Source organism: Desulfitobacterium sp. THU1, from assembly GCF_038181555.1.
Taxonomy (GTDB): Bacteria; Bacillota; Desulfitobacteriia; order Desulfitobacteriales; family Desulfitobacteriaceae; genus Desulfitobacterium.
Genome location: NZ_JBBWUA010000007.1, coordinates 47772 through 74675 on the forward strand (window position 1 = coordinate 47772; position 26904 = coordinate 74675).

Genomic DNA, 26904 nt, shown 5'->3' on the forward strand with positions numbered 1-26904 from the left:
ATGGCAGGAGAAAATGTAAAAACCTTTACAGCAGAAAATTGGAGTTCGGATGTTTTGGGAGCTGATAAACCCGTCTTAGTTGACTTTTGGGCGGCTTGGTGTGGTCCCTGTCGCATGGTTGCCCCAGTCATTGAAGAATTAGCCAATGAATATCTGGGAAAAGTAATCATTGGCAAGGTAAATGTGGATGAGCAACCGGCAGTTGCAGGACAATATAAGGTCATGAGCATCCCAACCTTAGCGATTTTCAAAAACGGAGAGCTTGTTGAACAATCCGTCGGTTTCCGTGGAAAAGCTGACTTAGTAAAAATGCTAGAAAAACACGCATAATTAAAGCGCCATACGGCGCTAGATCGTGACACGGAGTCCCATTAAGTCAAGATCAAGGGAGAGTCGTTAACTGATATATAAGCAGTTTTACGACTCTCCTTTTTCGTTCTTATTTATGTTTTCCTTGATTACCTAAATCTTTGCCGATTCCTGAAGGTTTAAAGAAGGTCTCTCCTTGGATTCCTTCAGGTAAATAAGATTGTTCTACCCAATGACCAGGGTATGCGTGAGGGTAAAGATAGTCATTACCATGTCCCAGTTTTTTTGCACCAGGATAATGAGCATCGCGGAGATGTTCAGGGACCACCGCGGTAGGATGGGTGCGAACATAGTTTAATGCAGAATCGATCGCTGCGTAGGCACTATTGCTTTTCGGGGCAGTGGTTATAGCCAATACGGCTTGGGCGATGGGAATTCTAGCTTCAGGAAGGCCTAACCATTCCAAGGCATTTGCTGCTGCTTGAGCTTGCAGCATGACCATGGGATCTGCTAAACCCACGTCCTCAGAGGCTTGTACCAGAATGCGGCGGACGATAAAGCGGGGGTCCTCTCCTGATTCCAGAAGAACGGCTAACCAATAGAGTGCAGCATCCGGATCTGAACCACGCATGCTCTTAATAAAAGCAGAGATAATATCATAGTGATTATCTCCATCCTTATCAAAGCGCATGGCGCGTTGTTGGATGGATTCTTCTGCTACCTCCAAAGAAATATGACGCACTCCTTGTTCTGGGGGGGTGGTCAGTATGGCAAGCTCTAAAGCATTTAGGGCTCGTCGTAGATCCCCATTAGCATAATTAAGCCAATGCTCCCAGGCTTCCGGTGCAATATCGACGGTATAGTTTCCCAGTCCACGCTCTTTATCCGCTAAGGCTTGCTCTAAACCCGCGCGTATCTCCTCTTCAGTCAATGTTTGCAGACGAAATAAGGTCGAGCGACTTAAGAGTGCGGAGTTCAATTCGAAAAAAGGATTTTCCGTTGTGGCCCCGATAAAGGTAATCGTTCCGTTTTCCACGGCTGGGAGTAGAGCATCTTGTTGCCCCTTATTAAAACGGTGGACCTCATCACAAAATACCAGAGTCTTCTTGCCGTAAAGGTGAAGCTGCTCTGTGGCTGCTTGAATAATTTCGCGAATGTCCTTGACTCCAGAGGATACCGCATTGATGCGCACAAAGCTTGCAGCTGTGGTGTTGGCAATGACCTGGGCCAGCGAAGTTTTCCCTGTTCCGGGAGGTCCGTAGAGAATAAGAGAAGTGACTCGATCGGCTTCGATAGCTCGGCGCAAGAGTTTGCCTGGACCGATAATCTCGGATTGCCCGATATATTCATCAAGGGAACGAGGGCGCATTCGCTCAGCAAGAGGTGCCACTTGATGGGGGTTAAATGAAGCAGAAAATAGATCCATGAGGAAACAATTCCTTTCTGAAATCAAAATCTATAGCTATGCTTATTCAGCTTGCTTTTGAGGTTTGTCGACTAGCCCCATGAATTTTTTGGCTAGATGAACTAATCTTAGTATACTTAGATTTTTGGATGAAGCAAAGTAGATTTCCAAACCCAGAAGTACTTAGATGTAATCAATGACCATAAAGATGCGAAATCCTTCAGAGATTGGGAACAGAATTGTTTGATAATTTATCACTATGATCACAATGATAAAACGAAATAACCAGAGGTAAAAGCATAAATTTAAGAAAAAAATCTGATCAAAATGGTCGGGTTTATGTTGACAAATCCCGAGTGTTTTTGTAAGATATACATGAACAGAAAAAGAAACGATAGTTGAGCTTAGCGGACAATGAGAACCGCTGAAAAGGAGTTGGGGATTTGAAGCTTTCTACAAAAGGCCGCTATGGCCTCACGGCCATGGTCGATCTAGCTTTAAATTCAGGAGAAGGGCCGATTTCCCTAAAAAGTATAGCCGATCGACAGGGACTATCTGAACACTATCTCGAACAACTAATTTCAGGACTTAGAAAAGCTGGGTTGGTGAAAAGTATTCGAGGAGCTCAAGGTGGATATATCTTAGGTAAGAAAACAGAGAAAATTAGAATCGGCGATATCATTAGGGTTTTAGAGGGGCCTATTGCGGCGGTAGAGTGCGATTCTGGTGGGGATTCTGAGTGCTGTCTGAAGTCAGACTACTGTGTGACACGAACCATTCGCGAAAAGGTCCGTGACCCCATCGAGGATGTCTTGGATTCTATCACCTTAGCAGATCTAGTGAAGGACCCTGAGACGATGAACTCTATTGCCGATCCTGATTGAGATCCATTTTAACATACCTTTCATAAGAGTAGATCAACAAAACAAGTTTACTTAGGAGGAACAACAATGCGGAGAGTATATCTTGACCATAGCGCAACAACTCCGGTCGACCCTGAAGTTGCCAAGCTGATGATGACCTATTACACTGAACAATACGGAAACCCTTCCAGTGTGCATAGCTTTGGACGAGAAGCAAAGGCGGCCTTAGAAAACGCACGTGATTCTGTAGCCAAGCTTTTGGGTGCTGAACCAACTGAGATCACCTTCACTAGCGGTGGTACAGAAGCAGACAATCTTGCGATCCTCGGTGCAGCTGAGGCTCAAAGCAAAAAAGGCAAACACATCATTACTTCTGCTGTGGAACATCACGCAGTCTTAGAAGCCTGCGAATTCTTAGCAAAGAATGGGTATGAACTCACCATCGTTCCTGTAGACGAAGAAGGATTGATCTCGGTCGCGGAGGTGGAAAAAGCCATCCGACCCGATACAATATTGATTTCTATCATGCATGCCAATAATGAAGTGGGAACCATTCAACCTATTACCGAAATCGGTAAGCTCGCTCGGGAAAAAGGCATTATCTTCCATGTGGATGCTGTCCAATCCTTTGGTAAGATTCCGATTAATGTGAAGTCGATGAATGTAGACCTTATGACTGTATCTAGTCACAAGATCTATGGACCCAAAGGGGTAGGAGCTCTCTTTATTCGCAGAGGGGTAAGGGTTGTTCCCCGGATCTATGGAGGCGGACAGGAAAAGAAACGGCGTTCAGGTACGGAGAATACCCCAGGAATCATTGGGTTCGGAAAAGCCTGTGACCTGGCTGCCGAACGGATGGAAGCAGAAGGGATACGACAAGGTAAGCTTCGGGATAAGCTTCTGGAAGGTATCCTGGCAAAGATTGATCATGTTAAATTGAATGGACCCCGTGGAGAGAATCGCCTTCCCGGTAATTTGAATGTTAGCATTCAATTCGTAGAAGGAGAAGCACTTCTTCTCAGTTTAGATATGATGGGCATTGCCGTTTCCAGTGGCTCTGCCTGTACCTCAGGATCTCTGGATCCTTCCCATGTCTTGTTGGCTATGGGTTTAACTCACGAAATTGCTCATGGGTCCTTACGCTTCTCCTTTGGACATCAGAATACGGAAGAAGATGTAGATTATGTCCTCGAGCAGTTGCCAAAGATTGTCGATCGTTTACGGATGATGTCCCCCCTATATGACCAAGCCAAACATGGGCAATGTAGTCACGCGCAAGCGCAATAATGAGGAGTGAAGAGATATGTATTCAGAAAAAGTAATGGATCATTTTACAAATCCACGTAATGTAGGCGAAATAGAAAATGCTGACGGTGTCGGTGAAGTGGGCAATGCTAAATGTGGCGACATTATGCGTATTTATTTAGACGTTGAAGGCGATATTATTAAAGATGTAAAATTTAAGACCTTTGGCTGTGGGGCAGCGGTAGCTACCAGTAGTATGGTCACCGAAATGGTAAAAGGTAAAACTATTGAAGAGGCTCTCCAAATTACTAATGCAGCTGTTGCTGAAGCCCTTGATGGACTTCCCCCGGCGAAGATGCACTGTTCGAATTTAGCTGCTGATGCACTACATGAAGCCATTAAGGATTATCACGAAAAGCATCAAAAGGCATAAGGATGAAGATGAAATGACACTTACCGAAAAGAAGAAGGTAGTGGTCGGCATGAGCGGCGGTGTGGATAGTTCCATGGCCGCCGCTTTGCTTAAAGAAAAGGGTTATGACGTCATCGGCATAACCCTACAAACCATGCCCTCAGGAGGGCCAGATGATGTGGGGGGCTGCTGCTCCATTACAGCTATTGATGATGCCCGTCGGGTAGCCCATCAATTGGGCATACCTCATTATGTCTTGAACTTTCGTACTATTTTCGAGGAAAATGTCATCGATTACTTTACAAATTCTTACCTAAGTGGGGAGACGCCGAATCCTTGCACCATGTGCAATCGGGTTGTCCGCTGGGGAGAGTTTTTAAGGAAGGCCCGAAGCTTGGGAGCTGATTATTTGGCGACAGGGCATTATGCTAAAGTTCTTCAAGATCCCCAGAGCGGACGCTATCTTTTGAGCCGACCTGTGGACACCTGGAAGGACCAAACCTATATGCTCTATAACTTGACCCAGGATCAGCTGAAAGGAACCCTGTTCCCCCTTGCGGAGTATAAGAAAGAGCATATTCGTGAGATGGCTGCAGAGAGAGGACTGATTCGTGTTTCACGGAAGCCTGACAGTCAGGAAATATGCTTTATACCCGATGATGATTATATATCCTTCATTCGTGAACGTTCTCAAGATAGGATCAGACCCGGTAATTTTGTGGACAGTCAAGGGAATGTGCTGGGACTGCATCAAGGCTTAGTCAACTATACAGTCGGTCAGCGCAAGGGACTGGGTATAACCTTTGGCAAGCCAATGTTCGTTATTGGTTTTAATGTGGAGCGCAATGAAGTAGTTTTAGGTGAAGATGAAGAGGTTTATGCGACCTCACTTTTGGCTACGGATATGAACTGGATAGCTATTTCTGATCTTCAAGATTCACTGGATGTACAGGCTAAAATCCGTTACAAAGCCCCTCTAGCTCCTGCAAAAATCACGACCGTGCAGAATTCTGAGACAATACCCGGAGCAATTGGTTCGGTGGTCCGCGTAGAATTTGCAACCCCGCAACGTGCCATAACTCCCGGACAAGCAGTGGTCTTTTACCAAGGCGACCTTGTCATAGGCGGTGGCAAAATCATCACCGACCCCCGCGGCTGAATCATGGGGCCTGGGACCTTGATTCAGTGAAGAATGGGACCTGTCCCCGTGATTCATTTTCCTGAAATATTTGTGAATGAATATTAAACAAAACGGGCATAGTAGCAAAGAACCATGAAGTTTTGAAGGGAGGGGAAAAATGCGTAGAACACGAGAAATCGTTGGTTTACCTGTTTTATGTTCAAAAAGCGGAGACCAGATTGGCTGGGTAAAAGATGTGGTTTTCGATGAAAGCAACAGGAAAATTAGCGGAATTCTCTTGGAAAACGCTCATATTTTCCACTCTGGAAAAGGCATTCCGCGTGAAATTGTTGCTACTGTAGGGAAAGATGCCTTAACTATTAGGGACCATGTGGTTCAAAGGATTCATGGAGTTAAATGGTCACAAAAGGTTGGGAATCAAGTTTTTACCCAAGGCGGGGAAGCAAAGGGCACGATTGAGGATGTCTTTCTTGATGATTCAGCTGAAAATATTGTTGGTTTCGAAGTTTCAGATGGCCTTTTTTCCGATTTATTCGAAGGCCGTGGCACGATACTGCAAGCTAACGTCATGGTAGATGGGAAAGATGTTTTAATCGTTGAAGACCAGGTATCCCCCTGGGACCAAGGAAAAGAAGGGGGTTCACTATCATGAATTGTCCGGTTTGTAGTGGTCGTGCTATTGGAAAGGTAGGAGTAGGCCAGTTTTATTGTTGGGATTGCTGTGTTGAATTCACCAGCGCCATGGATAAAGTGGTCGTCTATGACTTAGCCGAAGACGGCTCCTTAGTTGCTTGGCAAGACCAAGCAATAGATGGGGCTGTAAATGAGGCTGCCATGGAGTAAAGAGTAAGGAGGGATATACCTTGAAGTCAGGACAAGTCATTGGAGGAATCGTGGCAGGTAGCATTCTGGGTATGAGCGTCGGTTACATGATGCGTCCGAAAAATAAAACGCTGTCTATGATGCGTAAGGGTATGAAAATGATGAAATTCTAAAGTCTCTCCAAAGTAAGTAAGCGACATCCTTAATCAGTAAGAGCGTAAGAAAGCAAAATGCTTTTCTTGCGCTCTTACTTTTGACAGTACCACTGATAAACGCACTACACTCTATCAAGGTATAAATTATTTCTGTATGGGGCATGACAAGGCTAGAGAGGTGTGGAGAAGACTATGAAGAAGGAAAAGTGGCGTTGGGTTTTTTTGGTGAGTATTATGGTTGCAAGCTGGCTATTCATCCTTTCCGTGCGTACGATTCTCAGCCCTTTTATCCTAGCCTTTATTTTGGCTTATCTATTAGAGCCTGTGGTAGGGTCTTTAGTAAAACGAGGGGCTGGACGTAAGTCAGCAATTGCTATTGTCTTCGTGGGAATTCTGGTTTCGATAGGTTTGCTGATCTTTTTTATCATCCCGATGCTTTACATCGAGCTTTCCAAGCTCACCCAGGTGCTTCCCGGTACCCTCCAGACCGTTGAACAGCTTATTCAGGATTTTCGTACTAATTTTCGGGCAACTGGATTACCGAATCAAGTCGTCAGTGTCTTGGATGAACATTTGGGGGAAGGTGAAACGTTTCTCGTCAATTGGCTTGAGGAATTTCTGGATAATCTGCCCCAGCTTTTGACCTCGATGAGCTTTCTCATCCTTTCCCCAGTGATCGCAATATATTTATTGGCCGACTGGAAGCGCCTTCAGGTAGGTTTTTTGCGGATTGTTCCCCAAAGCAAACGAGTCGCTTGGCAAAGAGTGATTCAAGATATAAGCCATGTGGTGCGTAGCTTTATCCGAGGCAATCTCACGGTGGCCATCATTGTCGGGATTCTTAGTGGGGTCGGAGTAAAGCTGATGGGTATGGACTATGCCCTGCTGATTGGAGTCATATGTGGTGTATTTGATTTAATTCCTTACTTTGGCCCCCTGATTGGCGCTGTTCCCGCGGTGCTGCTAGGCCTTATTGAATCTCCTTTTATGGCGATTAAAGTAGCTATTGTCATCCTCATCGTCCAGCAGCTAGAAGGCAGCATTATCTCGCCTAAGCTCATGGGGGATAGTGTGGGATTGCACCCCTTGTGGATTATCTTTGCTTTACTCGCCGGAGGGGAAATCGCCGGCTTTTGGGGAATGCTTTTTTCGGTTCCCATCGCCGCCATTATCCGCGTCCTGCTTCGTCATATTTATTTTTGGCTGGTTTCTCCGGAGATCAAAAGAGGAAGTTGACAAGCTCCTGATCATTCCGATATACTTAAGATTAATTTCAAAGTTTTAACAGATTAAAACTGATGACGGAACGAGTAATACCACATTCCTTTGCAGAGAGGCTTCGCCAGGTGAAAAGAAGCTAGGGAGTTTTGTATGAAGGCTATTCCCGAGGGCAAGCACGAACCTTGACGAGGCACGCGTTAAGTGCAATGACAGTAAACTGTCGCAAAGCGACCGATCCAGTTCAGATAGGAAGCCGTACCTATAATCAGTATGCCGTGAAAATGCGCGAAGCTGATCTCTGGCCTCTGACATCGGGCATCTGTATCGGTAAGCAGGGTGGTACCACGGTGATATTAGCCCGTCCCTGATTTTAGGGGCGGGTTTATCTATTTTGAGGGAGGAAATAACGTGTATACAGGTAATCAGCTAAGAGAAATGTTTTTGAAGTTTTTTGAATCCAAAGGTCACCGCATCTTGCCGAGTGCATCTTTGATTCCCAAGGATGACCCAACCTTGCTCCTTACAGTAGCGGGGATGGTTCCCTTCAAACCTTACTTTATGCGCAAAGTCGAACCTCCCTTTCCAAGGGCTACCACATCACAAAAATGTGTGCGCACTCCGGATTTAGAGGTTGTGGGAAAAACAGCCCGCCATCACACCTTCTTTGAAATGCTCGGTAATTTTTCCTTCGGTGATTATTTTAAGGCTGATGCAATTCCCTGGGCTTGGGAATTTGTAACGGAAGTCCTCAAGCTGCCGGTTGATCAGCTGTGGATTACCGTCCATCCGGAAGACGAAGAAGCCAAGGCTCTCTGGATTGAAAAAACCGGAGTATCTCCTGATCGTATCGCCTATGATCCGGAAAACTTATGGGCAGCCGGACCGGTTGGTCCTTGTGGCTATTGCTCAGAAATATATGTGGATTTAGGGGAATCCCGCGGCTGCGGTAAACCCGATTGTGCCCTAGGCTGTGATTGCGATCGCTTCCTAGAAATCTGGAATCTGGTATTTATGCAGTACAACCGGGACGAATCCGGCATGCTCACCCCCCTACCCAAGCAAAATATTGATACGGGAATGGGCCTGGAGCGGATTGCCTCCGTTATGCAAGGGGTTGCCTCTAACTTTGATACAGATTTATTCCTACCTATCATCAATAAGGTATCCGAGCTTTCGGGAGTAACCTATCATAGCAATGACAAGAGCGATATAGCCATGAAAGTGGTTGCTGATCATACCCGAGCTGTTTCCTTCATGCTCTCCGATGGTATTCGTCCGGGTAGTGAAGGGCGTGGCTATGTGTTGCGCCGAATCTTGCGCCGTGCCATTCGCTATGCGCGTCTGCTTGGCATCGATAAGCCTTTCTTAGAGCAAATCTTCGCGATTATCCAAAGAGATTACAGCCATCATTATCCGGAGCTCAAGGAAAATGAAAACTTCATTCTTAACCACCTGCGCTTAGAGGAGAAGAACTTCCAAGCGACCTTGGAGCAAGGCACGCAAATTCTTCAGGAAAAGGTTAAGTCTCTTCAGGAAGTAGGAGAAACGGTGCTTAATGGCGCGGATGCCTTCTCGCTATATGAAACCTATGGCTTCCCCGTGGAGCTGACTGAAGAAATGCTCATTGAGCAAGACATGACTGTAGATATGGAAGGCTTTAACCTTGCGGCTGAAGAGCATCGCCGCCTAGCTAAGGAGCAATCCCAACAGATGAAAGCCGTCCAAGAAAGTGCTGCTATTTCTGAAAAAGCAAAGGCTTTGGGTACAACACCTTTCCGTGGATACCAGGAGCTGACTATAAAAACCAAGATCGAAGCACTGTTTCAAAATGGGGAAGAGGTAAAGGATGCTGCTGAAGGAGACGAAGTTTTAATCTTCCTCAGTGAATCACCCTTCTATGCGGAAAGCGGCGGTCAGACTTCAGACAGTGGAGTGATTCGGACGCAACGTGCTGAGGCTAAGCTCACTGAAGTGAAAAAGGGTGTCACGGGAACCCTTTATCATCATTTTATCGTCACCCAAGGAGTGTTGAATCGGGGAGATGAAGTAGAAGCACTGGTCGACGAAAAAGCTCGCCAAGCGACTGCCCGTCATCACAGCGCCACACACTTGCTCCAGTCCGCTCTCCGGACTGTGTTAGGAGAACATGTCCAACAGGCTGGATCCTTTGTAACCCCTGAGCGCTTGCGTTTTGACTTTACCCACTTCTCTTCCTTGACACCCGTGGAATTGACCAGAGTAGAGGATTTACTCAATGAAGCGATCCTAGCCAATTTGCCTGTTGCTGCCGTGGAAATGAGCTTGGATGCCGCCAAAGCTGATGGGGCTACGGCGCTCTTTGGCGAAAAATATGGCGATACCGTGCGGGTGGTTTCCATGGGGGATTTCTCTAAAGAGCTCTGTGGAGGAACTCATATCCACGCGACAGGAGATATCGGCTTAGTCAAGATCGTCTCGGAAGGCGGTATCGGTGCCGGCTTAAGACGGATTGAGGCAGTGGCCGGAGTGGAAGCGCTCAATACCATGCGCACGATGAATGATCAACTTTTGGAGATTGCTCAACTTCTCAAAGCCCAGCCTGCCGATCTAAGTAAGCGTGTCCAAGGTATGCTAGCTCAAGTGAAGGATTTGGAAAAGGAAGTCCAGCAGCTCAATGCCAAGGTGGCCAAATCTGAAGTCGAGTCCCTCCTACAACAAGTGAAAGAGGTTGAAGGTGTCCCGGTTCTGGCCGCTAAAGTCTCTGCTCAAGATATGGATGCGCTCCGCAATACTGCTGACCTCTTAAAGGATAAAATGAAGTCGGGAGTTCTCATCTTGGGGGCAGCGGCCGAAGGCAAGGTCAACTGGGTAACTGTTGTAACCCCGACAGGTTTAAGTGGGCTGCATGCGGGGCAGATTATTAAGGAAGTGGCCAAAATCACCGGTGGCGGTGGTGGTGGTCGTCCTGATATGGCACAAGCCGGAGGCAAAGATCCCGCTAAACTCGGTGAAGCCCTCGATCAGGTCCCGGATATCCTGAAGAGCTTTTTGGCAGCTCAGAAGGGATAAGCAGCAAAGATTTCTTTGCGAAAATAAAGGGAAATCGCTCAAGGTGAGAGAATTATTCACTTAATACCTTAATTATATTTGTTACTGAACTCGGACTGCACAAGGGGGAACGCCAATGGATCATTCAGAACACACTATGATGTTTAAATCGCAAGGGGGAGACGCCTCGCCCGAGGAAATTTTACAACAGGTGTATGTGGCTTTAGAAGAAAAAGGGTATGACCCGATCAATCAGCTGGTAGGGTATTTGATGTCGGGGGATCCGGTCTATATTACGAGCCATAATCAAGCGCGAACCCTGATCCGAAAGCTGGAACGCTATGAACTCTTAGAAGAGCTTGTACGCTCGTATTTAAACAGGGAAGTTAACACAAAGTAATTACTCTGAAACCCTCACTTCAAGCTGAGGGTTTCTGTGCGGCTATGTAGTTTTTTTGTTATCCCGAGGGAAGAAGGACAGAAGGTCCTGACCCTCTCCCGGTATGACAATGCTAAGGGAAGTGAAGCCAATCGTTAGGCAAATTAAACTAGGCTGGCGGGGCCCTGAAGTATCTGAAGTATGTTTCGGGAGCTTGGCTATTTCTCCTTTGCAGGGGAGAGTAACCTTTGCTGAAGGAGTGCAGGTCCTCAAGTATGCTCTGGAGCAAGGTATCAATTGGATCGATACTGCAGAAATCTATGATAATTACCCCCAGCTTGCTCAAGCTCTTGAGGGATATCCCGATGTAAAAGTGGTGAGCAAGTCCTATGCGGTCACCGCGGAGGAGATGGCAGAGTGCCTTGAACGAGCGAGAAGTGGCTTGAATCGGGATGTTATTGATTTTTTTCTTCTTCATGAGCAAGAAAGTGCTCTGACACTCAAAGGGCACCAAGGAGCTTGGGAGGAATTGCAAAAAGCCAAGGCCGACGGGCGAGTCCGTTATATTGGCATCTCAACCCATGCTATCGATGCGGTGAGAGCCGGGGCTCTCCAACCGGGTTTGGATGTCATCCATCCCCTTATCAACTATCAAGGCTTGGGAATAATTGATGGAGGCCTAGAGGAGATGCTTGACGCCCTCCGCTTCGCCTCCGAGCTCGGTATCGGCATCTATGCTATGAAGGTTTTTGGGGGAGGGCATTTAGCCGGTGATCCTCATACGGCCTTGGACTTCATCCGCAGCACCCCTTTCATCCAAGGCATGGCTTTAGGCATGTCCAGTAAGGAGGAAGTGGATTTCAATCTAAGGTACTTGGCGGGCCAAGAGATTTCCCAAGAACTAAAGGCATCGGTAACCTATAGGGAACGGAAGCTCTATATAGCGGATTGGTGCCAGGGCTGTGGCCGATGCTGTGAAACTTGCCCCCAGAGTGCTTTGTCACTTGAAGAGATGGATGAGAGTGGGTTAGTTCAGGCTATGGTCGATCCCAACCAATGCGTTCTCTGTGGGTATTGTGGTAGAGTATGTCCTCATTTCTGTTTGAAAATTGTCTAATATTCTGAGCGGGAGGTGTGTCTATGCGGATTTTAGGTTTGGATTATGGGGAACGTACGATTGGGGTGGCAGTTAGTGATGAACTCCTGTTTACCGCCCAAGGGATCAAGACAATCCGGCGTTCCAAAAACGAGTTAGAGGAACTGCGACAAATCATTCATGATTATGAAGTGGATGAGGTAATTGTAGGGTATCCAAAGAATATGAACGGAACCCTGGGACCCCGTGCCCAAATTACCGAGGAATTTGCGGAGATTCTCAAAAGAGAGTATGGCCTTCCTGTCCTTTTATGGGATGAGCGTCTTAGCACCATAGGGGCGGAGCGTTCTTTGCTTGTGGCGGATCTATCTCGGGCCAAACGAAAGCAAGTGATTGATAAAATGGCAGCGGTCTTTATTCTGCAGGGCTATCTGGATCATCTGCGCATAAAAAGCGAACGGGATAGGGGTTAGCTCTTCTTTACAAGAACTTAAGCCTAATCCCATTTGACAATCTCCCCCGTGGGGAGTACAATGACAATATCTTTGACAATATCTTTTTATAAGAGGTGAATCAATATGACAGAACATAAACATGGTCCAAATTGTGACCACGATCATGACACCGAAGAATTTGACACAATCATTCTGACGGATGATGAAGGAAATGATCACGAATTTCTCCACCTGGATACGTTAGAAGTTGAAGGATCTACATATTTTGTCTTAATGCCCATCGCTGCAGAGGAAGATGAGGAAGCCGATGAGGCTATCATCCTTAAGCTAGGCAAAGATGCAGATGGCAATGAGATGCTTCTCGACATCGAGGATGACGAGGAGTGGGAAAAAGTCGCTGATGCTTGGGAAAGCATGGAAGAAGAAGACTAAAACAAAGAATGAAAGCAGTCGAGTTCGATTTATTATCGAATTTGACTGCTTTTTTATTTTATGTTCAATATTTTTCTGGAAATTGCAGAATCTATAAGGGTGGAAACAAAAAGAAAATAAGTGATGAGGGGGAGAAGAGGATGCGCTGGCGTTGGCAACAGATTTTTTACTTGGCAATAACCATGATGGCCTTTTTAGGCTGTACGACGAATGAAGCACGCATTTTAAACCTAGCTCCTGAAGCCTCCTCCCGTGAGACACTTGAGCAGCTTCCCCCTGGTACCCTTTTGGAGGATTTGAATTTAGGGGGGCTACAACTCCAAAAAGCCCAGGAGGAGATTCGGAGTTGGTCAAAGGACAAACTGGAAGAAAATCTATACTTGGTGTACAATGAAACGGAGATTCTCTTAACACCTTCAGAGTTAGGAATTGCTCTCGATTTTGAGCGGACTTGGGAAGAAGTTCAGAAGAATCTTGGTCAAAGAAGCACCAGCATTCTTGCGTTCGATTATTTAAAAGCTAATCAGACGCTGCAAGAGAGGCTTTCCGACTTTACCCGTTCTGCTGTGGATGCGACCTATAAGATTGAAAACGATCAATTCAAGATTACTCCAGCTATTAGCGGCGAAACAGTTGATATTGACGCTTTTCTTGATGAACTGACGAATGCTTCTCTAGCATCCTTGCCCAAAAGAATTCTTTTGCCCAGGGTCGAGCTGCCCGCTGCCATGACCACAGAAGCACTGGAAGCTTTAGCTTTTAATGGTGTGATTGGCGAGTATACTACCCAATACAATCTCAACGACAAAAATCGCTCGGCAAATCTTTTGGAAGCCGCTAAGAAAATGGACAAGACTGTTTTGAAGCCCGGAGATACTTTTTCCTTTAATGATACCATCGGACCTCGGACAGCGGAAACTGGTTTTAAGGATGCCTACATCGTTATCAACAACGAGTATGTGAAAGGAATCGGGGGAGGAATTTGTCAAGTATCCTCGACACTATATAATGCCGCTTTGCTAGCGAACCTTACCATTGTGGAAAGGCACCCTCACGCGGTTGTGGTTGCTTATATTCCCCTTGGACAGGATGCGACGGTTAATTACCCGAATCTCGATTTGAAGCTACGCAATGATACCCAATCCTATCTCTATCTGCGCACCAAAGTTGAAGCCGGTAAATTGACAATTAAAATCTATGGTAAAAAGACGGGTGCCAAGGTACGCTTTGAGAAGCAGATTGAAAAGGAACTGAACTATCATACAGTGCGAAGAATTGATCCGGACCTGCTTCCCGGTGCTGTGGTTCAACAGCAGAATGGGAGCAAGGGATTTATCATGAAAACTTGGAAAGTTGTCACTGATAAGGAAGGAAAAGAAACAAAACAACTCCTTAGCCGTGATACGTACGCGCCAACCCACAGAATTCTGAAGATTGGTGCTGACTAATTTGGACTTACTGGGAAAGAGAGAGTGAAAGAATGGGAAAACGCTGGGTTAATGGTTTGCTCAGTAGATTGTTTATACTCCTTATACTGATTGGGGTGGGGATTGCCGCATGGTGGAATTGGGCTAATCAACCCTATAGTCAGGAAGGAAGCGAACCGGCAGCAGTACAACTCATGATTACCCCTGGGATGACCGCTGCTCAGATTGCGCAAGACCTGGAGCAGGAGCAACTGATTCGTCATGCTTTAACCTTCCGGCTTTTAGCCAGTCTACAAAATGCTGATGCAAAACTGTTGGCTGGAGAATATCAGGTCTCTGCCGACATGACGCCACAAGCACTGCTGGATAAATTACTGGAGGGCCCTGTGGTACATACCGTGAAGGTCACCATTCCGGAAGGTTATACCACGGCTCAGATTATCGATACTTTAGTCAGCAAGGGACTGGGAACTAAGGAAGAGTATAAAAAGGTGATTGAGAATGAGCCTTTTGAGTATTCTTTTCTAGCAGATATCCCCACAGGTGGGGCTCGACTGGATGGATTCCTTTTCCCAGATACCTATTTCTTTGATCCGGAGGCCAGACCTAAGGATAATATCAACAGGATGCTCAAGCGTTTTGAACAAGAAGTCACCCCCGAAGTCATGACTAAATTAGCGGAAATGAACTTGAGTATTCAAGATTGGGTGAATCTTGCTTCCATCGTAGAAAAAGAAGCTGGTAAGGATGCCGACCGTCCAATTATTGCGGGAATCTTCCTTAATCGTCTTGAGATCGATATGGCACTTCAATCCTGCGCCACGATTCAATATGTCTTGGGTACTCAAAAATATGTCCTTTCCCTGGAGGATATCCAAATAGAGTCACCTTATAATACCTATAAGTATCCAGGACTACCTCCCAGCCCCATCGCCAGTCCAGGGCATGCATCTCTTGATGCAGTCCTTAACAGCACAGAATCCGAATACCTTTATTTCTTAGCTACTCCCAGTGGAGAGACGATTTATGCCAAAACCCATCAGGAGCATTTGCAAAATCAGGCTAAGTATATGAATTAACAATTCTGTGACCCTAGGTACACAATTCTCTAACAAAAGTGAAGTACAATTAAAATAAAGACAGTAGGGATGTTGTCTGAAATAGAAAGGTTGAATAAAGACCCATGCCAGATATTCAATTGAGAAAACCTGAACTCCTCGCTCCGGCGGGTGATTACGAAAAGTTGAAATTTGCCCTCGCTTTTGGTGCGGATGCTGTTTATATGGGCGGACCGGACTTTGGACTACGTGCCTATGCCGGTAATTTTTCCATGGAGCAAATGGCAGAAGCCATCCGTTATACCCATCAAGCCAACCGCAAACTCTATGTTACTGTGAATATATTTGCTCACGAGCAAGATTTTGAAGGGATGGCTGAGTATTTAAGGCAACTGGAAGCATTAGAGTCCGATGGTGCCATCGTTTCTGATCCGGGCGTTATCGCCTTGGCTCGCGAGGTCGCTCCACGACTTCCTCTGCACCTAAGCACCCAGATGAATAATACCAATTCCTATAGCATGCGTTTTTGGCTAAAGCAGGGAATCGAACGCATTGTACTCGCTCGCGAATTGAGTCGTGAAGAGATTCAAGCTGTTCGGGAGAATGTTCCCGGGGAATTGGAGATGTTCATTCATGGTGCCATGTGCATGTCTTATTCGGGACGTTGCTTACTCTCGAATTATCTAACAGGAAGGGACGCTAACCGTGGAGAGTGCACCCAGCCTTGTCGTTGGAACTATGGCTTAGTAGAAGAAAAGAGACCCGGACAGGTCTTTCCTATTGAAGAGGATGAGCGGGGGGCCTATATCTTTAATTCTCACGATCTTTGTCTACTGCCTCATTTGCCGCTGCTCAAACCCCTGAATATTGATAGCTACAAGATCGAAGGACGCATGAAAAGCCTTCATTATGTATCCAGCACAGTGAAGGTTTATCGGGAAGCTATCGATACCTTATGGGATCAGGGGGAGGAGGAGTTTAAAGCTAAACTCCCCGGCTGGCTGGACGAGATGGATAAGGTTAGCCACCGGGATTACTCTCCAGGATTCCTTTTTGGTAAGCCCGGTGCAGACTCTCATAATATCGAGAGCTCCAATTATATCCGTGATTATGAGTTTGTCGCTTTTGGTTTAGCCTCGGATAACCGCGAGCATTCAAAAATTCCGACTGAAGTCAGAAATGAATTCAGCCAGGGCTATTGGGTAGAGCAACGCTATAACTTCAAAAAAGGGGAAATCCTCGAGGTCTTCTCACCCAAGGACGAACCATGGTCTTTTACGGTCCAAGGAATCTGGACAGTCGAAGGGGAAGAAATCGATGTAGCCCGCCATGCAAAAGAGATTGTTAAGCTGGAGCTTCCTAAACCCTTGCCGCCCTTCGCGATTTTAAGAAGAGCGAAGAAAGATAAAAAATAAGAGCAGTATTTGTCAAATAATAAGCTAAACGAAGTATCTTGAAACCTGAAATTATCCGCAATTTCAGGTTTTCTTGGTGGTTTTAGAATTTTGAAAGGAAAAAAACAAATGAAAAATATGATACCTTTTGCCGATTCCGATGTCATTATCAAGGCGCAAATTCCACGTTCAGAAATCCAAATGCTATGTAAATACGTTGAAGGATTAGGGCATTTAGGGGTGGTCACCACTACAGATCGCCATGCTGGTGAAGTACTGATTCAAACGACCAAATATACTTGGCCTGACTTGAAAAAGGCGCTTGCAGCCATGCCTTTCACCATTGATTTGCGAGATTGAACGAAATAATGGTTCAGTATGCCCTAACCATATTTGAAGAGAAATAGTAGGTAAATACTTGGATTATGTAAAAAATTGTTTTTAATTTACTTTTTTTTGATAAAAAAGTATAAGCTATTGACATGGAATTTAGCGGAATGTAAGATAAGATTGTTAATGCAAGTAATAGGTCGAAGGTCCTAGTGAAATAGGGCTATTGCTCCAGATGTTCCTTTTTGGACATTCATTTACATGCAAAGTCCAGGTCTTCTGCATTTTTTACAAACTGGAGGAAAAAGAATGATTAAGAGAAGAAAAGATGGCGGATTCACACTCATTGAACTTATGATTGTTATTGCGGTTATCGGGATTTTAGCGGTGGTGTTGGTGCCAAAAATGGGCGGAGTTAAGGATAGTGCAAAATATGCGGGAGTGACAACTAATGCCAAGTCTGTGGAAGCTTATGTGATAGCAAATATTGACAGATGGGCTAAGCATTCAACTGATGCCGAAGACCTTATTGTTGGTCAGTTTACTACTGCTCCTAATGCATTAGCGAATCCACTTGGAGGAACAGCTATTATTTTTAGTGCTCCAACAGATGATGCTGCTGCTAAGGGTGTTGTTGCAGTGACAGGTGCAGCTACCCCATCAAGTGGTATAACAATTACTGGATATGGCTCTTCAGCAACCGACATTTTATACCAGAATACGGTTAGAACTAATTGATATTCAATATAAGCGCGTATTTTATGAATTCTTGTTTAGTCACGTACGTCAATTTTATTGGTAAGAGGGTGTTTTGATAAACACCCTCTTTTGACTCCAAAATTTCTAGAATCGGATGTTGGATTAACTATACATACTTGCGATTAAAGGGGAGGGATATCGATGGCCATCAGGCAAGAACGCAAACGCCTCGGCGAAATTTTAATCGCTGGCGGAGCACTGACTGAAGATCAACTAACTGAAGCGCTGAAACTGCAGAAATCGTTGGGTTTGCGCTTGGGTGAAGTTCTTGTCCGCCAAAACTTCGTTTCCGAAGAAGATATCCTCCGCACTATTCAAAAGCAATTAGGGCTTCCCTCCGTTGATCTTAATCGGATCGTTGTTACAGAGAATATTCTTAAGATGATTCCTGAGACGGTAGCTCGAAAATATTCCATTTTGCCTGTGGAGTTTTCTAATGGGCAACTTTTAGTGGCTACGAGTGATCCTACCGATTATTATGCTATTGATGACATTCGCTTGGCGTCCGGAACGATGGTTAAGCCTTGTGTGGCGAAGAAAGTGGACATCCTCTGGGCCATTGACCGCTTTTACGGTCGTAGTGAAGCGGTAAAGGCAGTCAGTGATTTCGTCAAGCAAACGGGCTATGATCAAGTGACAGCAACTACCCAAGCGTCAGTATTAACAGCGGTTCACACTGGGGGAGAATCGGTGGATGAAGAAGCGACCCCGATTATTAAGTTCTTAAACACCATTATTGAGAATGCTGTCAATAATTATGCCAGCGATATTCATATCGAACCCGTTGACGATGAACTCAGGGTTCGTTTTCGCATAGATGGTGTACTCAGAGAAATTATGAGAACACCCATTGAGATGGCCGGCCCAGTGGTTAGCCGAGTTAAGATTATGGCGGATCTAAATATTGCCGAACGCCGAATACCTCAGGATGGTCGGATCACCTATCTGGTGGGTAGAAAAATGATTGACCTGCGGGTTTCGACGGCGCCGACGATGTACGGAGAGAAAGTGGTTCTGCGGATTCTGGATAAGGGTTCAGTGATTTTAGAAAAATCCTCCTTAGGTATCCATGGCGATGATTTGGAGCGTTTTGATGAGTTGATCTCGAAACCCTATGGCATCGTTTTGGTCACCGGTCCCACTGGAAGCGGTAAAACGACCACCCTCTATACAGCTCTTAATTATCTTAATTCTCCTGAGAAGAACATCATCACCTTGGAAGATCCTGTGGAGTTTAACTTCAAAGGAGTTAACCAGATGCAAGTCAATCCGAAAGCGGGCTTGACCTTTGCTACGGGTCTGCGTTCCATTCTGCGCCAGGATCCGGATATCATCATGGTCGGGGAGATGCGGGATAATGAAACCGCAGAGATTGCTGTTCGTTCCGCCTTGACCGGACATCTTGTCTTATCGACAATCCATACAAATGATGCGCCTAGTGCTGTAACACGTCTGGTCGACATGGGAATTGAACCCTTTTTAATCTCTGCATCGGTGGTCGGGATTATCTCCCAGAGGTTAGTGCGCAAGATTTGCCCAAATTGCCTCCATGAATATCCTGCGGAGCCTAAGGACTATGCCCTTTTGGGGCTTTCTCAGGATGCTCCTTTGCAACTAAAACGAGGGACAGGCTGTCCTTATTGTCACAACACCGGATTTAAAGGCCGCACAGCGATTTTTGAAATCATGCCAGTGACCAGTGGCCATCGTAATCTCATCGATACAGGTGCTACAGCTGATGAACTAAGAAGGTATGCAGTGGAACAAGGTATGACAACCTTAAGACAATCAGCTGCCGGTCTTGTTATTCAAGGGATAACCACCATTGAGGAGCTGCTCCGTGTGACCTATGTCAATGATTAGAAGATTGTCTTTCAAGAGTTGTCTTTGAAGTCAAAGGACTATTAAAAATAGGGTAGGCTGGAGAATCCGCCTTACAAGAGGGTATAAAATGCAGTATAAATATAAGGCCATTGATGAGCAGCTGAGTATCATTGAAGGTACCTTTGAGGCTGTTGATTATGACGCCGCAAGACGTAATTTACGGGAAAATGGCTGGCAGATCATTAAGTTAGTCGAGACCCGGGGATTAAGTGCTATACTTAATCGCAAAATTGTGACTAAAGTCAAATATGAATCGATTTCAGCTTTCTGCAGTCAGATGGCCATGATGGTCCGCTCCGGTGCTAACCTTGTCCGGGGGCTAGAGGTCCTTAAATTGCAGTTGGAGGATAAACAGCTGAAGAGCGTGCTGGATACCATCATTCAAGGGGTAGATCGCGGTGAGTCCCTATCGCAATCTATGCGCGATTGTAAAGGGGCCTTGCCAGATTTATTGATTAATCTAGTGGCTGTGGGGGAGGAAAGCGGTAACCTCGAGTCGGTGTTGAACAGCATGGCGGAGTATTATCATCGGGAAAACTTTATTCGCAAAAAGGTCCAAAGTGCGTCGATCTATCCCGCAATCCTTTTAACAGTACTCGTTGGTATCATAGTATTCTTCATGAACTTTCTTTTACCGGAGATTATGGGCATGTTGACTGAGAATGAGCAAGGTTTGCCATTAATCACTTTGATGATCATCAATGCTTCACAATTTATTACCCAGTATGGAATTTATCTGCTCACTGGGGTAATTCTGTTAGCCTTGGCTTTGTATCGGTTATTTAAGATCCCTAAATATCGCTACTATCTAGATGCTTTTTTGCTACGCTTACCTATACTTGGCAGCAATATTCGCAATGTGGTTGTTTCCCGATTTAGCCGGACCTTTGCCTTATTTCTACACTCATCAATTCCCATCGTTCCTATTCTTAATTCCATGGAAACCATCGTCGGCAATGAGGTATCTCGCTTAGCCATTCTTCGCGTTCGAGAACAGATTGTAAAAGGAGAACCTCTGTCCTTGGCCTTCGGTCAAGAAGCTTTTTTTGATCCCTTAGTTATTCAGATGATGTCCATCGGGGAGGAAACAGGACGATTAGAAGAAATGCTGGAAGAAGTGGCGAATTTATATGATAAAAAAGTAGAGATTGGTTTTTCCCGAATGATCGCTCTCGTGGAACCCATCTTTACGGTGATCATTGGTATTTTTGCCGGAGGGATGATTATTGCTATAGCCTTACCCATCTTTAGTATGGCAACTGGGGCACAGTGATAGGGAGAGTAAGCTTTATGCAATTGTTTAATCAAGTACGCAGCAGGAAAAATGCTACTGGGGGTTTTACCCTGATTGAGCTAATGATCGTCATAGCAATTATCGGCATCTTAGCGGCCTATGGTGCGCCAAAGTACCAAGGGTTACGAGAACAGTTGCGGCTAGAGAATTCGGCACAGGTTATTTTCGCGGAATTAAAGTATGCTAAGCAATTAGCAATGGATTATCGGCGTACCACCTACTTGGTGGTTACTCCTGATGGGGGCCGTGTGCTACAGGGCACGGATGGAAGCGGGAATTATCAAGAGTTAGACAGAAGGTCTTTCGAACAGAATGTACGTTTCGCCTATACTCCGGAGCGTGATGATTGGCTGCAGCCCGTATACGATGCAAGCGGCACCCTGCTGGGCTTTGGGCTATCCTATAACTACCGAGGTTTTGCTTCCAATCAGGGCACGATTTGGCTCGAGTCAAGTAGTCAACAAGTCGGGGTGAGTATTGAGGCGAAAACCGGTCGCATATCTGTTATTTGGCCGTGAGGTAATGAGGTGATTTTATGAGAGGTCCTAAAGATCAGGGGATGACCGTATTAGAAGTTGTCATAGCTATCACAATTTTTATGATCGGCATCACCTTTGTTTTGCAAAGTGATGCGGTCTCTCATAAGTACTTCAATAAGGGCCAGATGAGGCAACAGATGCTATTCTATGCTGCGGGGTTGCTGGAGGCATACTCTGAGGGTGTAGAGTTCAGTGAAGGGGAATTCGCTGAATATCCGACGTTTACGAGATTTAGACATGAGATTACAACGGTTCCGGTTACTGATAATCCTGATGTTAAAGATTATCTTGAGCAGATTGAAGTTAAGGTTTTTCTTGATGGCTCACCTATTGATCCTGAACCTGTGATCTTAAGGACGTATCGGGTGAACTATGATGAATAGAGACAAGGGATTTACAATTCTTGAAGTAATGATGGCCATTGTGATTTTTGGCTTTTTAATGATGATGGTGGCGCAGATTTTTAACGGTGAGCTAAGCCTTATGAATGCTACCCGCAATCAGAGCGAGCTTGAACAAAAAGCTCGGACAGCTATGGTACATATCCTTGATGAGATCAAGCTTAATGATTATACCTACTACTCGACGGGAGCAGAAGGATATAACTATGGTGTCTATACTCAAGCCCCCGATCATCCTCAACAGTGTCTTATCAATTTAAAGCCAGCTCCGGCTGCCTTGGCCGGTGATCATAGTGCATTTCCGACTGGAACGCGGGTTTACTATAATCATGGGCAAAGGGAGCTGTGGTACAGAGACGAGGCTACGAATTCAGTGAATCTTATTGCCGATGATATTGACATAATTGAGATTTTTCCAGAAACTAGTCGGCTATTAAGGATTTATGTGAAAGCCACCGACTCCACCGGTTCAGAATATGAATTATTGACTTGGTCGCGTGCTTATTAGGAGGGATGACTGTGTGACTGTTAAAGAACGAGGATCCGCATTATTAACCGCAGTCATTGCAATTATGGTTTTGCTCTTGGTTTCAGGAATTATTTTTACAACAGGTCTGTCCCATACCAAGGTAGCAACCTCTGAGGAGAAAGGGATTATAGCCTATCATATGGCTGAAGCAGGAATCCAGTACGGAATAGCCGTGATCTTAGCTCAGGACTCTGAAAAGAAGAATGAACTTCCGGAACATAATCCTGAGACGATAAATAACCCCTTTGGTCAAGGTGGAGTAATTGATATTAGTTGGCAGGTTAGTCCTGAGGGAGACTCGTTCCTAATCTCGAGCACAGCGAACTATGATGATGTGATTCGGAAAAAAGAAGCAGAATATCTATTCGAAGAAGATGACGACGATGATGGTGATGATGACGATGACGATGACGATGACGATGACGATGACGAAGAACCAGTACCTGGTTATCCTGCTTGGAATCCTAGTGTTGCCTATCCCGGCATGACCTTTATAACCTATGATGGAAGAACCTTTTATAATCGTTACTATGCCAATGCAGGGGCGATTCCCGGTACAAGAGATAACAACGGGCAATACACCCCTTGGCAAGAAGTTACAGATCAGTGGAGAAATTTCAACGTTTATGAAGAAAATGCCATAGTTTATCATAACGGCAGGCAATTTGAAGCAAGATATTGGACTCAAGATGCTGAACCGGGAATCGTGGGAAATCCTTGGCAGGAACTTACGAATGAATGGAGAAATTTCAACGTTTACGATACGGGCGATGTGGTTACCTATAATGGACACCAGTATCGTGCTAAGTGGTACAGTATAAATAAAGTACCAGCGTCAGGTGACCCATGGGAGCTCATCAATTAATTCTTCAATTGGGAGGTCAGTTATGTATAAGAGTTTTAAACTGATAAGGCTTATAGCTCTTCTTATGGTAATCTCATTATTTCTTTCCGGTTGCTATAAACCTTATCAGCCTTATGATCCCGATGAGGATGACTATGATGAACACGCTCCGATTATCTTTCTTATTGACGATGAACCCTATGAGAAGAAGAATGACGATGTCATTTCAGACAAAGAGGTTAATAAATCGTATACAGTTTATGTAACGATTATCAATAATGGCGGTAGGGCTAAAAATCACACTGCTAAAGATGTGAAGCTGTTTTTGGTTGATGAGACGCGTAGTATTACTATTGAAGTCGGTGAAAAAGATATCACTAGAGATGGCTATACTACATTTTCCAATCTTTCCTATGGCGAACAGGCAAGAGTCCATCTCGCAGTAGAGGGGACAATAAAAAAGCAGAACAAGCAGTACTATGTCAAAGCTCGCTCTAACTCATTTAATATCGGCGATCCCACTGCTTCAACCATCGAGTCACTCAGTGTGACTCCGATCAGCACAACGATTAAGGTTGGCGAAACAGTCAGCTATCGGGCTACGGCAAAATATAAGAATAGGTCCTCGGCAGTTGATGTCACGGATCAAGTAAGATGGTTAAGTGAGGTTCCCAGCAAGGCGACTATGACAGGCAACCAAGCCATAGGCGTCGGCATTGGCACAACCAAAATCATTGCGTCCCTTGAAGATAAAATCGCAGAGGCAACCTTGGTCGTTATGGCACCCGCGTCTCTTAATCGTATCGAGATAACACCAACGGGTGCCGAAGTTTTGATTGGCCAAGACAAGCCTTTCTATGCCTACGGAATATATGCCAACAATCAAAGAATCAATATCACCAGCGAAGTCACTTGGTCCAGTACTGCTACCGACATTGCCACTATTGCTTCAAGTGGAGTTGCAACGGGTAAGGGCGCAGGAATGACCACGATTGCAGCTACATTGCAGGGTAAGTCGGCCAGCACGAGCCTCACAGTCAAAGAACCACCGGTTCTTATACCGGATGATCAAAGGTTAATCTGGGAAAAAGAGGTTGTCAATTAAGGAATCTCAAGAAGGAGATAGATGGTGTTTATTAAAAAGAAGTGGGTTGCAGTCATTAACGAGAATCGCTGGATCGTTGCCAAGATTTCTCGTCATAAAAAGAAGCTAACTGTTTATCACATGGCAGAGTTAAACAGAAGCGAGCTTATACCAGCTGAGGATAAGCCTGTCGCAATTGTGGAGAATCAGGATGGCACCGCGGTGGTCGAGAAAGCTCTTGGGGATTTGCAGGCTCAGGCTCTAAAGAGCTGGCTAAAGTGCAATAAGGTCCAGCTGAAAAAACTGGGAATTACGTTTTCTTGCTCAGGGGTTATTACCCGGATGGTAACGCTCCCTGATTTGTCCAATAAGGATTTGGAAAAGTTATTAACCGAGCAAGTCGATCAATATTTTACAGTGAATATTTCCGATTACATTGTTGATTACCGCATTTTGGAGAAAGTTCAGGAAGAAGGGCAAAAACGACTGCGGGTTCTTCTCGTAGCCATTCCCCTACTTGAATGGGAAAAACAATGGAAGCTATGGGATAGTATTGGCTTTGCTCCTAAGGTCACTGATTTTTCGGCGGAGTGCCTAGGTCGTTTGTATCGGTACTTGTCCGGATGGGAAGAAAAGAAAAATCAAGCACCGGTATTGGATTTAGCGATTGTTGATCTCGGAACAGACCGGGTGGAGTTTGTGCTCATGGAGCACGGTGTCTTTTTTCTTTATTCCGATATGGAGATTTCCCTCGGTGGCGTGAATGAGCCAGACGAATCAGAGGAGTTGGCATTAGTTAGCGAGTTAAGCGAGACTGCTGAGCTAAACGAACTAGGAATATCGAACGAATCAATTGATTCAATTGAACCAAACGAGTCAATAGACGCATCTGAGACGGTAGCTCAAAATGAATTAGAGGAAAGATTATCACCGGTATTCAATACTCTCACCGATTTCTTGAATTTCTTCGCATCCCGCCACTATGGAAAATCCGTGGACAAGATTTATATCACAGGCGAATGCGCGGATTATAAGAACCTGGAAGAGCTTTTTGAAAAGAATATGGGCATTCAGTCCAAAGTGGGATTCCCCGAGGATTGGAAACCGAAATTTACGTCGAAATCTAGTAATTTTGCGGATCGATGGATGAAATACGGAAGTTTATTTGGACTGGCAACTCGGGAGGATTAAATGCAGGACAGACGACAATTAAATTTCGCTCAGAGATGGCGAGAGAAGCAGAAGGAACCCCTCAAGGCAGCCAGACGAAAATCTAGGCGTATCATGGCTGGATTAGGGGTGGGGATGGTTGTAGCAGCTCTTGGCAGTATGCCTTGGCTCTATGAGTATCGCATAGCGTTGGAAGCAGATCTTCTGAATCAAAAAATTGCTTCCTTACAAGATATCGATACACAAGTCTATAAGCTAGAAGCCCTTAAGAATCGGTTAGACGCTCAAGAACAGATCCTTGGGCTGATCACCGAGGGCCGCAAGAATCCTAGTGAGGTACTGAATCGACTCCAACAACAGCTACCCACCGGTGCTACCTTGGTAAGTTTTACGATGGATAAGGATGATTCCTTCAAGGCATCCATAACCTTTTCTTCACCGGTGGATGCAGCAAATTTTTGGTCGGGAATGATGGGTTCCGATTATTTCGAGACGAAAGATCTTGATACTCTATCTCTGGAAGATAAAGAACAGACCATTGATATGGAATTTAAATTTAAGCAATAGGCGCTAAAGTACGCAAAGAAACCCTGGAAGTGAGAAAAGCATGAGCAAAGAGACTAGACAGCTTATTTTACTCTTGATCCTAATTACTATAGGTCTGGCCTATGGGTATTATTCGTATCTGTTTGCACCTAAATGGACGGAGATTCAAGAGCTGCAACGATTTGTAGACGAAAGGCAAAGCCGGTATACTACCTTGCTGGGATATAGGGAGAAAAGCTCCTCTCTTGAATGGGAAGTTGCCCAACGTGAGAAAGAGTATAATAATCTAAGAGATCAGATTCCGCAAATGATAGATAAGCCGGAGTTAGTGGTCGATCTATATACTTTTGCCAAGATCAATCAGGTTCAGCCCCAAACTGTAACCTTTGAAAGTCTTGAAACCATGGATACCTATGTTACCCAGTCCCTGACATTTACTTGTCTAGGCACCCAACAAGGTATAATCAACATGATAAATGATATCCAACGTTCGGAAGGGCAACGCTTCAATTTGGAGAGATTGAATTTTACCAACGACAAGGGGATACTTCATGGCGAGATTCACTTGATTGCTTATGCTAGTAGGGTCGGTGAAGAGCCTCAAGCAAAAAATGCCCAGAGCAGATAACAAGGTAGTGAATACTATTTAACCTCAGCAATGCTGAGGTTTTTTTCGCTAAAAA

Annotated in this window: 31 protein-coding genes; 30 read left to right on the top strand and 1 reads right to left on the bottom strand. The window is 45.1% G+C overall.

The window, feature by feature from the left end; all coding sequences use genetic code 11:
- Positions 1–330: a thioredoxin gene (trxA, locus tag AAC978_RS08000; RefSeq protein ID WP_341547522.1), complete on the top strand. Its 330-nt coding sequence runs from the start codon at positions 1–3 to the stop codon at positions 328–330.
- Positions 331–439: 109 nt separating this feature from the next.
- Here the strand turns inward: trxA and AAC978_RS08005 are convergent, their stop codons facing one another.
- Positions 440–1735, bottom strand: coding sequence for a replication-associated recombination protein A (locus AAC978_RS08005; protein WP_341547523.1), 1296 nt, complete (start codon positions 1733–1735; stop codon positions 440–442).
- Between the two features lie 422 nt (positions 1736–2157).
- Between AAC978_RS08005 and AAC978_RS08010 the strand changes: the two genes are divergently transcribed.
- From AAC978_RS08010 to AAC978_RS08150, 29 genes are all read left to right on the top strand, one after another.
- A complete protein-coding gene (locus AAC978_RS08010) occupies positions 2158–2598 on the top strand; it encodes an RrF2 family transcriptional regulator (protein ID WP_341547524.1) in 441 nt (146 codons plus the stop codon).
- Between the two features lie 66 nt (positions 2599–2664).
- Positions 2665–3864: a cysteine desulfurase NifS gene (gene nifS / locus AAC978_RS08015; protein WP_341547525.1), complete on the top strand. Its 1200-nt coding sequence runs from the start codon at positions 2665–2667 to the stop codon at positions 3862–3864.
- Positions 3865–3880: 16 nt separating this feature from the next.
- Positions 3881–4255: a Fe-S cluster assembly scaffold protein NifU gene (gene nifU / locus AAC978_RS08020; protein WP_015262886.1), complete on the top strand. Its 375-nt coding sequence runs from the start codon at positions 3881–3883 to the stop codon at positions 4253–4255.
- Between the two features lie 13 nt (positions 4256–4268).
- Positions 4269–5393, top strand: coding sequence for a tRNA 2-thiouridine(34) synthase MnmA (gene mnmA / locus AAC978_RS08025; RefSeq protein ID WP_341547526.1), 1125 nt, complete (start codon positions 4269–4271; stop codon positions 5391–5393).
- Between the two features lie 139 nt (positions 5394–5532).
- A complete protein-coding gene (locus AAC978_RS08030; protein WP_341547527.1) occupies positions 5533–6027 on the top strand; it encodes a PRC-barrel domain-containing protein in 495 nt (164 codons plus the stop codon).
- Complete coding sequence (locus AAC978_RS08035) at positions 6024–6218, top strand: hypothetical protein (protein ID WP_341547528.1); 195 nt, start codon at positions 6024–6026, stop codon at positions 6216–6218. The genes AAC978_RS08030 and AAC978_RS08035 overlap by 4 nt, the downstream gene beginning before the upstream one ends.
- A gap of 20 nt (positions 6219–6238) precedes the next feature.
- Entirely contained in the window at positions 6239–6370 is a 132-nt protein-coding gene (locus AAC978_RS08040) for a hypothetical protein (RefSeq protein WP_341547529.1), read from the top strand.
- A gap of 174 nt (positions 6371–6544) precedes the next feature.
- Positions 6545–7588, top strand: coding sequence for an AI-2E family transporter (locus tag AAC978_RS08045; protein WP_341547530.1), 1044 nt, complete (start codon positions 6545–6547; stop codon positions 7586–7588).
- Between the two features lie 191 nt (positions 7589–7779).
- Positions 7780–7941 carry a hypothetical protein gene (locus AAC978_RS08050; RefSeq protein ID WP_341547531.1) on the top strand — a complete coding sequence of 54 codons (162 nt, stop codon included), beginning with the start codon at positions 7780–7782 and terminating at the stop codon, positions 7939–7941.
- Between the two features lie 40 nt (positions 7942–7981).
- Positions 7982–10621 carry an alanine--tRNA ligase gene (alaS, locus tag AAC978_RS08055; protein ID WP_341547532.1) on the top strand — a complete coding sequence of 880 codons (2640 nt, stop codon included), beginning with the start codon at positions 7982–7984 and terminating at the stop codon, positions 10619–10621.
- Positions 10622–10736: 115 nt separating this feature from the next.
- On the top strand, positions 10737–11000 hold the full coding sequence (locus AAC978_RS08060; RefSeq protein WP_341547533.1) for an IreB family regulatory phosphoprotein: 264 nt from the start codon (positions 10737–10739) through the stop codon (positions 10998–11000).
- A 109-nt stretch (positions 11001–11109) separates the two neighbouring features.
- Entirely contained in the window at positions 11110–12096 is a 987-nt protein-coding gene (locus tag AAC978_RS08065; protein WP_341547617.1) for an aldo/keto reductase, read from the top strand.
- A gap of 23 nt (positions 12097–12119) precedes the next feature.
- A complete protein-coding gene (gene ruvX, locus AAC978_RS08070; protein WP_341547534.1) occupies positions 12120–12548 on the top strand; it encodes a Holliday junction resolvase RuvX in 429 nt (142 codons plus the stop codon).
- Between the two features lie 105 nt (positions 12549–12653).
- Positions 12654–12962 carry a DUF1292 domain-containing protein gene (locus tag AAC978_RS08075; RefSeq protein WP_341547535.1) on the top strand — a complete coding sequence of 103 codons (309 nt, stop codon included), beginning with the start codon at positions 12654–12656 and terminating at the stop codon, positions 12960–12962.
- A 140-nt stretch (positions 12963–13102) separates the two neighbouring features.
- Positions 13103–14410, top strand: coding sequence for a VanW family protein (locus AAC978_RS08080; protein WP_341547536.1), 1308 nt, complete (start codon positions 13103–13105; stop codon positions 14408–14410).
- Between the two features lie 32 nt (positions 14411–14442).
- Positions 14443–15468 (top strand): endolytic transglycosylase MltG, encoded by a 1026-nt coding sequence (gene mltG / locus AAC978_RS08085; protein ID WP_341547537.1) that lies wholly within the window; start codon positions 14443–14445, stop codon positions 15466–15468.
- A gap of 104 nt (positions 15469–15572) precedes the next feature.
- On the top strand, positions 15573–16862 hold the full coding sequence (locus tag AAC978_RS08090) for a peptidase U32 family protein (RefSeq protein WP_341547538.1): 1290 nt from the start codon (positions 15573–15575) through the stop codon (positions 16860–16862).
- A 108-nt stretch (positions 16863–16970) separates the two neighbouring features.
- Positions 16971–17201, top strand: a complete 231-nt coding sequence (locus AAC978_RS08095) for a DUF4911 domain-containing protein (protein ID WP_341547618.1) — start codon at positions 16971–16973, stop codon at positions 17199–17201.
- Positions 17202–17480: 279 nt separating this feature from the next.
- Complete coding sequence (locus AAC978_RS08100) at positions 17481–17909, top strand: type II secretion system protein (protein WP_341547539.1); 429 nt, start codon at positions 17481–17483, stop codon at positions 17907–17909.
- A 162-nt stretch (positions 17910–18071) separates the two neighbouring features.
- The gene (locus AAC978_RS08105) at positions 18072–19793 is read left to right on the top strand and encodes a GspE/PulE family protein (RefSeq protein WP_341547540.1); all 1722 of its coding nucleotides are present in this window, start codon (positions 18072–18074) and stop codon (positions 19791–19793) included.
- 88 nt (positions 19794–19881) lie between these two features.
- Complete coding sequence (locus tag AAC978_RS08110) at positions 19882–21087, top strand: type II secretion system F family protein (protein ID WP_341547541.1); 1206 nt, start codon at positions 19882–19884, stop codon at positions 21085–21087.
- A gap of 17 nt (positions 21088–21104) precedes the next feature.
- Positions 21105–21626, top strand: a complete 522-nt coding sequence (locus AAC978_RS08115; protein ID WP_341547542.1) for a pilus assembly FimT family protein — start codon at positions 21105–21107, stop codon at positions 21624–21626.
- A 17-nt stretch (positions 21627–21643) separates the two neighbouring features.
- Entirely contained in the window at positions 21644–22030 is a 387-nt protein-coding gene (locus tag AAC978_RS08120; protein ID WP_341547543.1) for a type IV pilus modification PilV family protein, read from the top strand.
- On the top strand, positions 22020–22556 hold the full coding sequence (locus AAC978_RS08125; RefSeq protein ID WP_341547544.1) for a PilW family protein: 537 nt from the start codon (positions 22020–22022) through the stop codon (positions 22554–22556). Before AAC978_RS08120 ends, AAC978_RS08125 begins: the two co-directional genes overlap by 11 nt.
- Positions 22557–22569: 13 nt before the next feature.
- Positions 22570–23442, top strand: coding sequence for a carbohydrate-binding protein (locus AAC978_RS08130; protein ID WP_341547545.1), 873 nt, complete (start codon positions 22570–22572; stop codon positions 23440–23442).
- A gap of 22 nt (positions 23443–23464) precedes the next feature.
- Positions 23465–24526 (top strand): Ig-like domain-containing protein, encoded by a 1062-nt coding sequence (locus AAC978_RS08135; protein WP_341547546.1) that lies wholly within the window; start codon positions 23465–23467, stop codon positions 24524–24526.
- A 21-nt stretch (positions 24527–24547) separates the two neighbouring features.
- Entirely contained in the window at positions 24548–25696 is a 1149-nt protein-coding gene (gene pilM / locus AAC978_RS08140) for a pilus assembly protein PilM (protein ID WP_341547547.1), read from the top strand.
- The gene (locus AAC978_RS08145; protein ID WP_341547548.1) at positions 25697–26242 is read left to right on the top strand and encodes a fimbrial assembly protein; all 546 of its coding nucleotides are present in this window, start codon (positions 25697–25699) and stop codon (positions 26240–26242) included.
- Positions 26243–26282: 40 nt separating this feature from the next.
- Entirely contained in the window at positions 26283–26849 is a 567-nt protein-coding gene (locus tag AAC978_RS08150; RefSeq protein WP_341547549.1) for a hypothetical protein, read from the top strand.
- Positions 26850–26904: the final 55 nt, after the last annotated feature.

What these genes read in the sequence shown, in the direction of transcription:
- trxA (WP_341547522.1), top strand. Translation starts at nt 1, where the DNA reads ATGGCAGGAGAAAATGTAAAAACCTTTACAGCAGAAAATTGGAGTTCG.
- AAC978_RS08005 (WP_341547523.1), bottom strand. Translation starts at nt 1,735, where the DNA reads ATGGATCTATTTTCTGCTTCATTTAACCCCCATCAAGTGGCACCTCTT.
- nifS (WP_341547525.1), top strand. Translation starts at nt 2,665, where the DNA reads ATGCGGAGAGTATATCTTGACCATAGCGCAACAACTCCGGTCGACCCT.
- nifU (WP_015262886.1), top strand. Translation starts at nt 3,881, where the DNA reads ATGTATTCAGAAAAAGTAATGGATCATTTTACAAATCCACGTAATGTA.
- mnmA (WP_341547526.1), top strand. Translation starts at nt 4,269, where the DNA reads ATGACACTTACCGAAAAGAAGAAGGTAGTGGTCGGCATGAGCGGCGGT.
- AAC978_RS08030 (WP_341547527.1), top strand. Translation starts at nt 5,533, where the DNA reads ATGCGTAGAACACGAGAAATCGTTGGTTTACCTGTTTTATGTTCAAAA.
- AAC978_RS08035 (WP_341547528.1), top strand. Translation starts at nt 6,024, where the DNA reads ATGAATTGTCCGGTTTGTAGTGGTCGTGCTATTGGAAAGGTAGGAGTA.
- AAC978_RS08045 (WP_341547530.1), top strand. Translation starts at nt 6,545, where the DNA reads ATGAAGAAGGAAAAGTGGCGTTGGGTTTTTTTGGTGAGTATTATGGTT.
- AAC978_RS08050 (WP_341547531.1), top strand. Translation starts at nt 7,780, where the DNA reads ATGACAGTAAACTGTCGCAAAGCGACCGATCCAGTTCAGATAGGAAGC.
- AAC978_RS08060 (WP_341547533.1), top strand. Translation starts at nt 10,737, where the DNA reads ATGGATCATTCAGAACACACTATGATGTTTAAATCGCAAGGGGGAGAC.
- AAC978_RS08065 (WP_341547617.1), top strand. Translation starts at nt 11,110, where the DNA reads ATGCTAAGGGAAGTGAAGCCAATCGTTAGGCAAATTAAACTAGGCTGG.
- ruvX (WP_341547534.1), top strand. Translation starts at nt 12,120, where the DNA reads ATGCGGATTTTAGGTTTGGATTATGGGGAACGTACGATTGGGGTGGCA.
- AAC978_RS08075 (WP_341547535.1), top strand. Translation starts at nt 12,654, where the DNA reads ATGACAGAACATAAACATGGTCCAAATTGTGACCACGATCATGACACC.
- AAC978_RS08080 (WP_341547536.1), top strand. Translation starts at nt 13,103, where the DNA reads ATGCGCTGGCGTTGGCAACAGATTTTTTACTTGGCAATAACCATGATG.
- mltG (WP_341547537.1), top strand. Translation starts at nt 14,443, where the DNA reads ATGGGAAAACGCTGGGTTAATGGTTTGCTCAGTAGATTGTTTATACTC.
- AAC978_RS08090 (WP_341547538.1), top strand. Translation starts at nt 15,573, where the DNA reads ATGCCAGATATTCAATTGAGAAAACCTGAACTCCTCGCTCCGGCGGGT.
- AAC978_RS08095 (WP_341547618.1), top strand. Translation starts at nt 16,971, where the DNA reads ATGAAAAATATGATACCTTTTGCCGATTCCGATGTCATTATCAAGGCG.
- AAC978_RS08100 (WP_341547539.1), top strand. Translation starts at nt 17,481, where the DNA reads ATGATTAAGAGAAGAAAAGATGGCGGATTCACACTCATTGAACTTATG.
- AAC978_RS08105 (WP_341547540.1), top strand. Translation starts at nt 18,072, where the DNA reads ATGGCCATCAGGCAAGAACGCAAACGCCTCGGCGAAATTTTAATCGCT.
- AAC978_RS08110 (WP_341547541.1), top strand. Translation starts at nt 19,882, where the DNA reads ATGCAGTATAAATATAAGGCCATTGATGAGCAGCTGAGTATCATTGAA.
- AAC978_RS08115 (WP_341547542.1), top strand. Translation starts at nt 21,105, where the DNA reads ATGCAATTGTTTAATCAAGTACGCAGCAGGAAAAATGCTACTGGGGGT.
- AAC978_RS08120 (WP_341547543.1), top strand. Translation starts at nt 21,644, where the DNA reads ATGAGAGGTCCTAAAGATCAGGGGATGACCGTATTAGAAGTTGTCATA.
- AAC978_RS08125 (WP_341547544.1), top strand. Translation starts at nt 22,020, where the DNA reads ATGATGAATAGAGACAAGGGATTTACAATTCTTGAAGTAATGATGGCC.
- AAC978_RS08135 (WP_341547546.1), top strand. Translation starts at nt 23,465, where the DNA reads ATGTATAAGAGTTTTAAACTGATAAGGCTTATAGCTCTTCTTATGGTA.
- pilM (WP_341547547.1), top strand. Translation starts at nt 24,548, where the DNA reads ATGGTGTTTATTAAAAAGAAGTGGGTTGCAGTCATTAACGAGAATCGC.
- AAC978_RS08145 (WP_341547548.1), top strand. Translation starts at nt 25,697, where the DNA reads ATGCAGGACAGACGACAATTAAATTTCGCTCAGAGATGGCGAGAGAAG.
- AAC978_RS08150 (WP_341547549.1), top strand. Translation starts at nt 26,283, where the DNA reads ATGAGCAAAGAGACTAGACAGCTTATTTTACTCTTGATCCTAATTACT.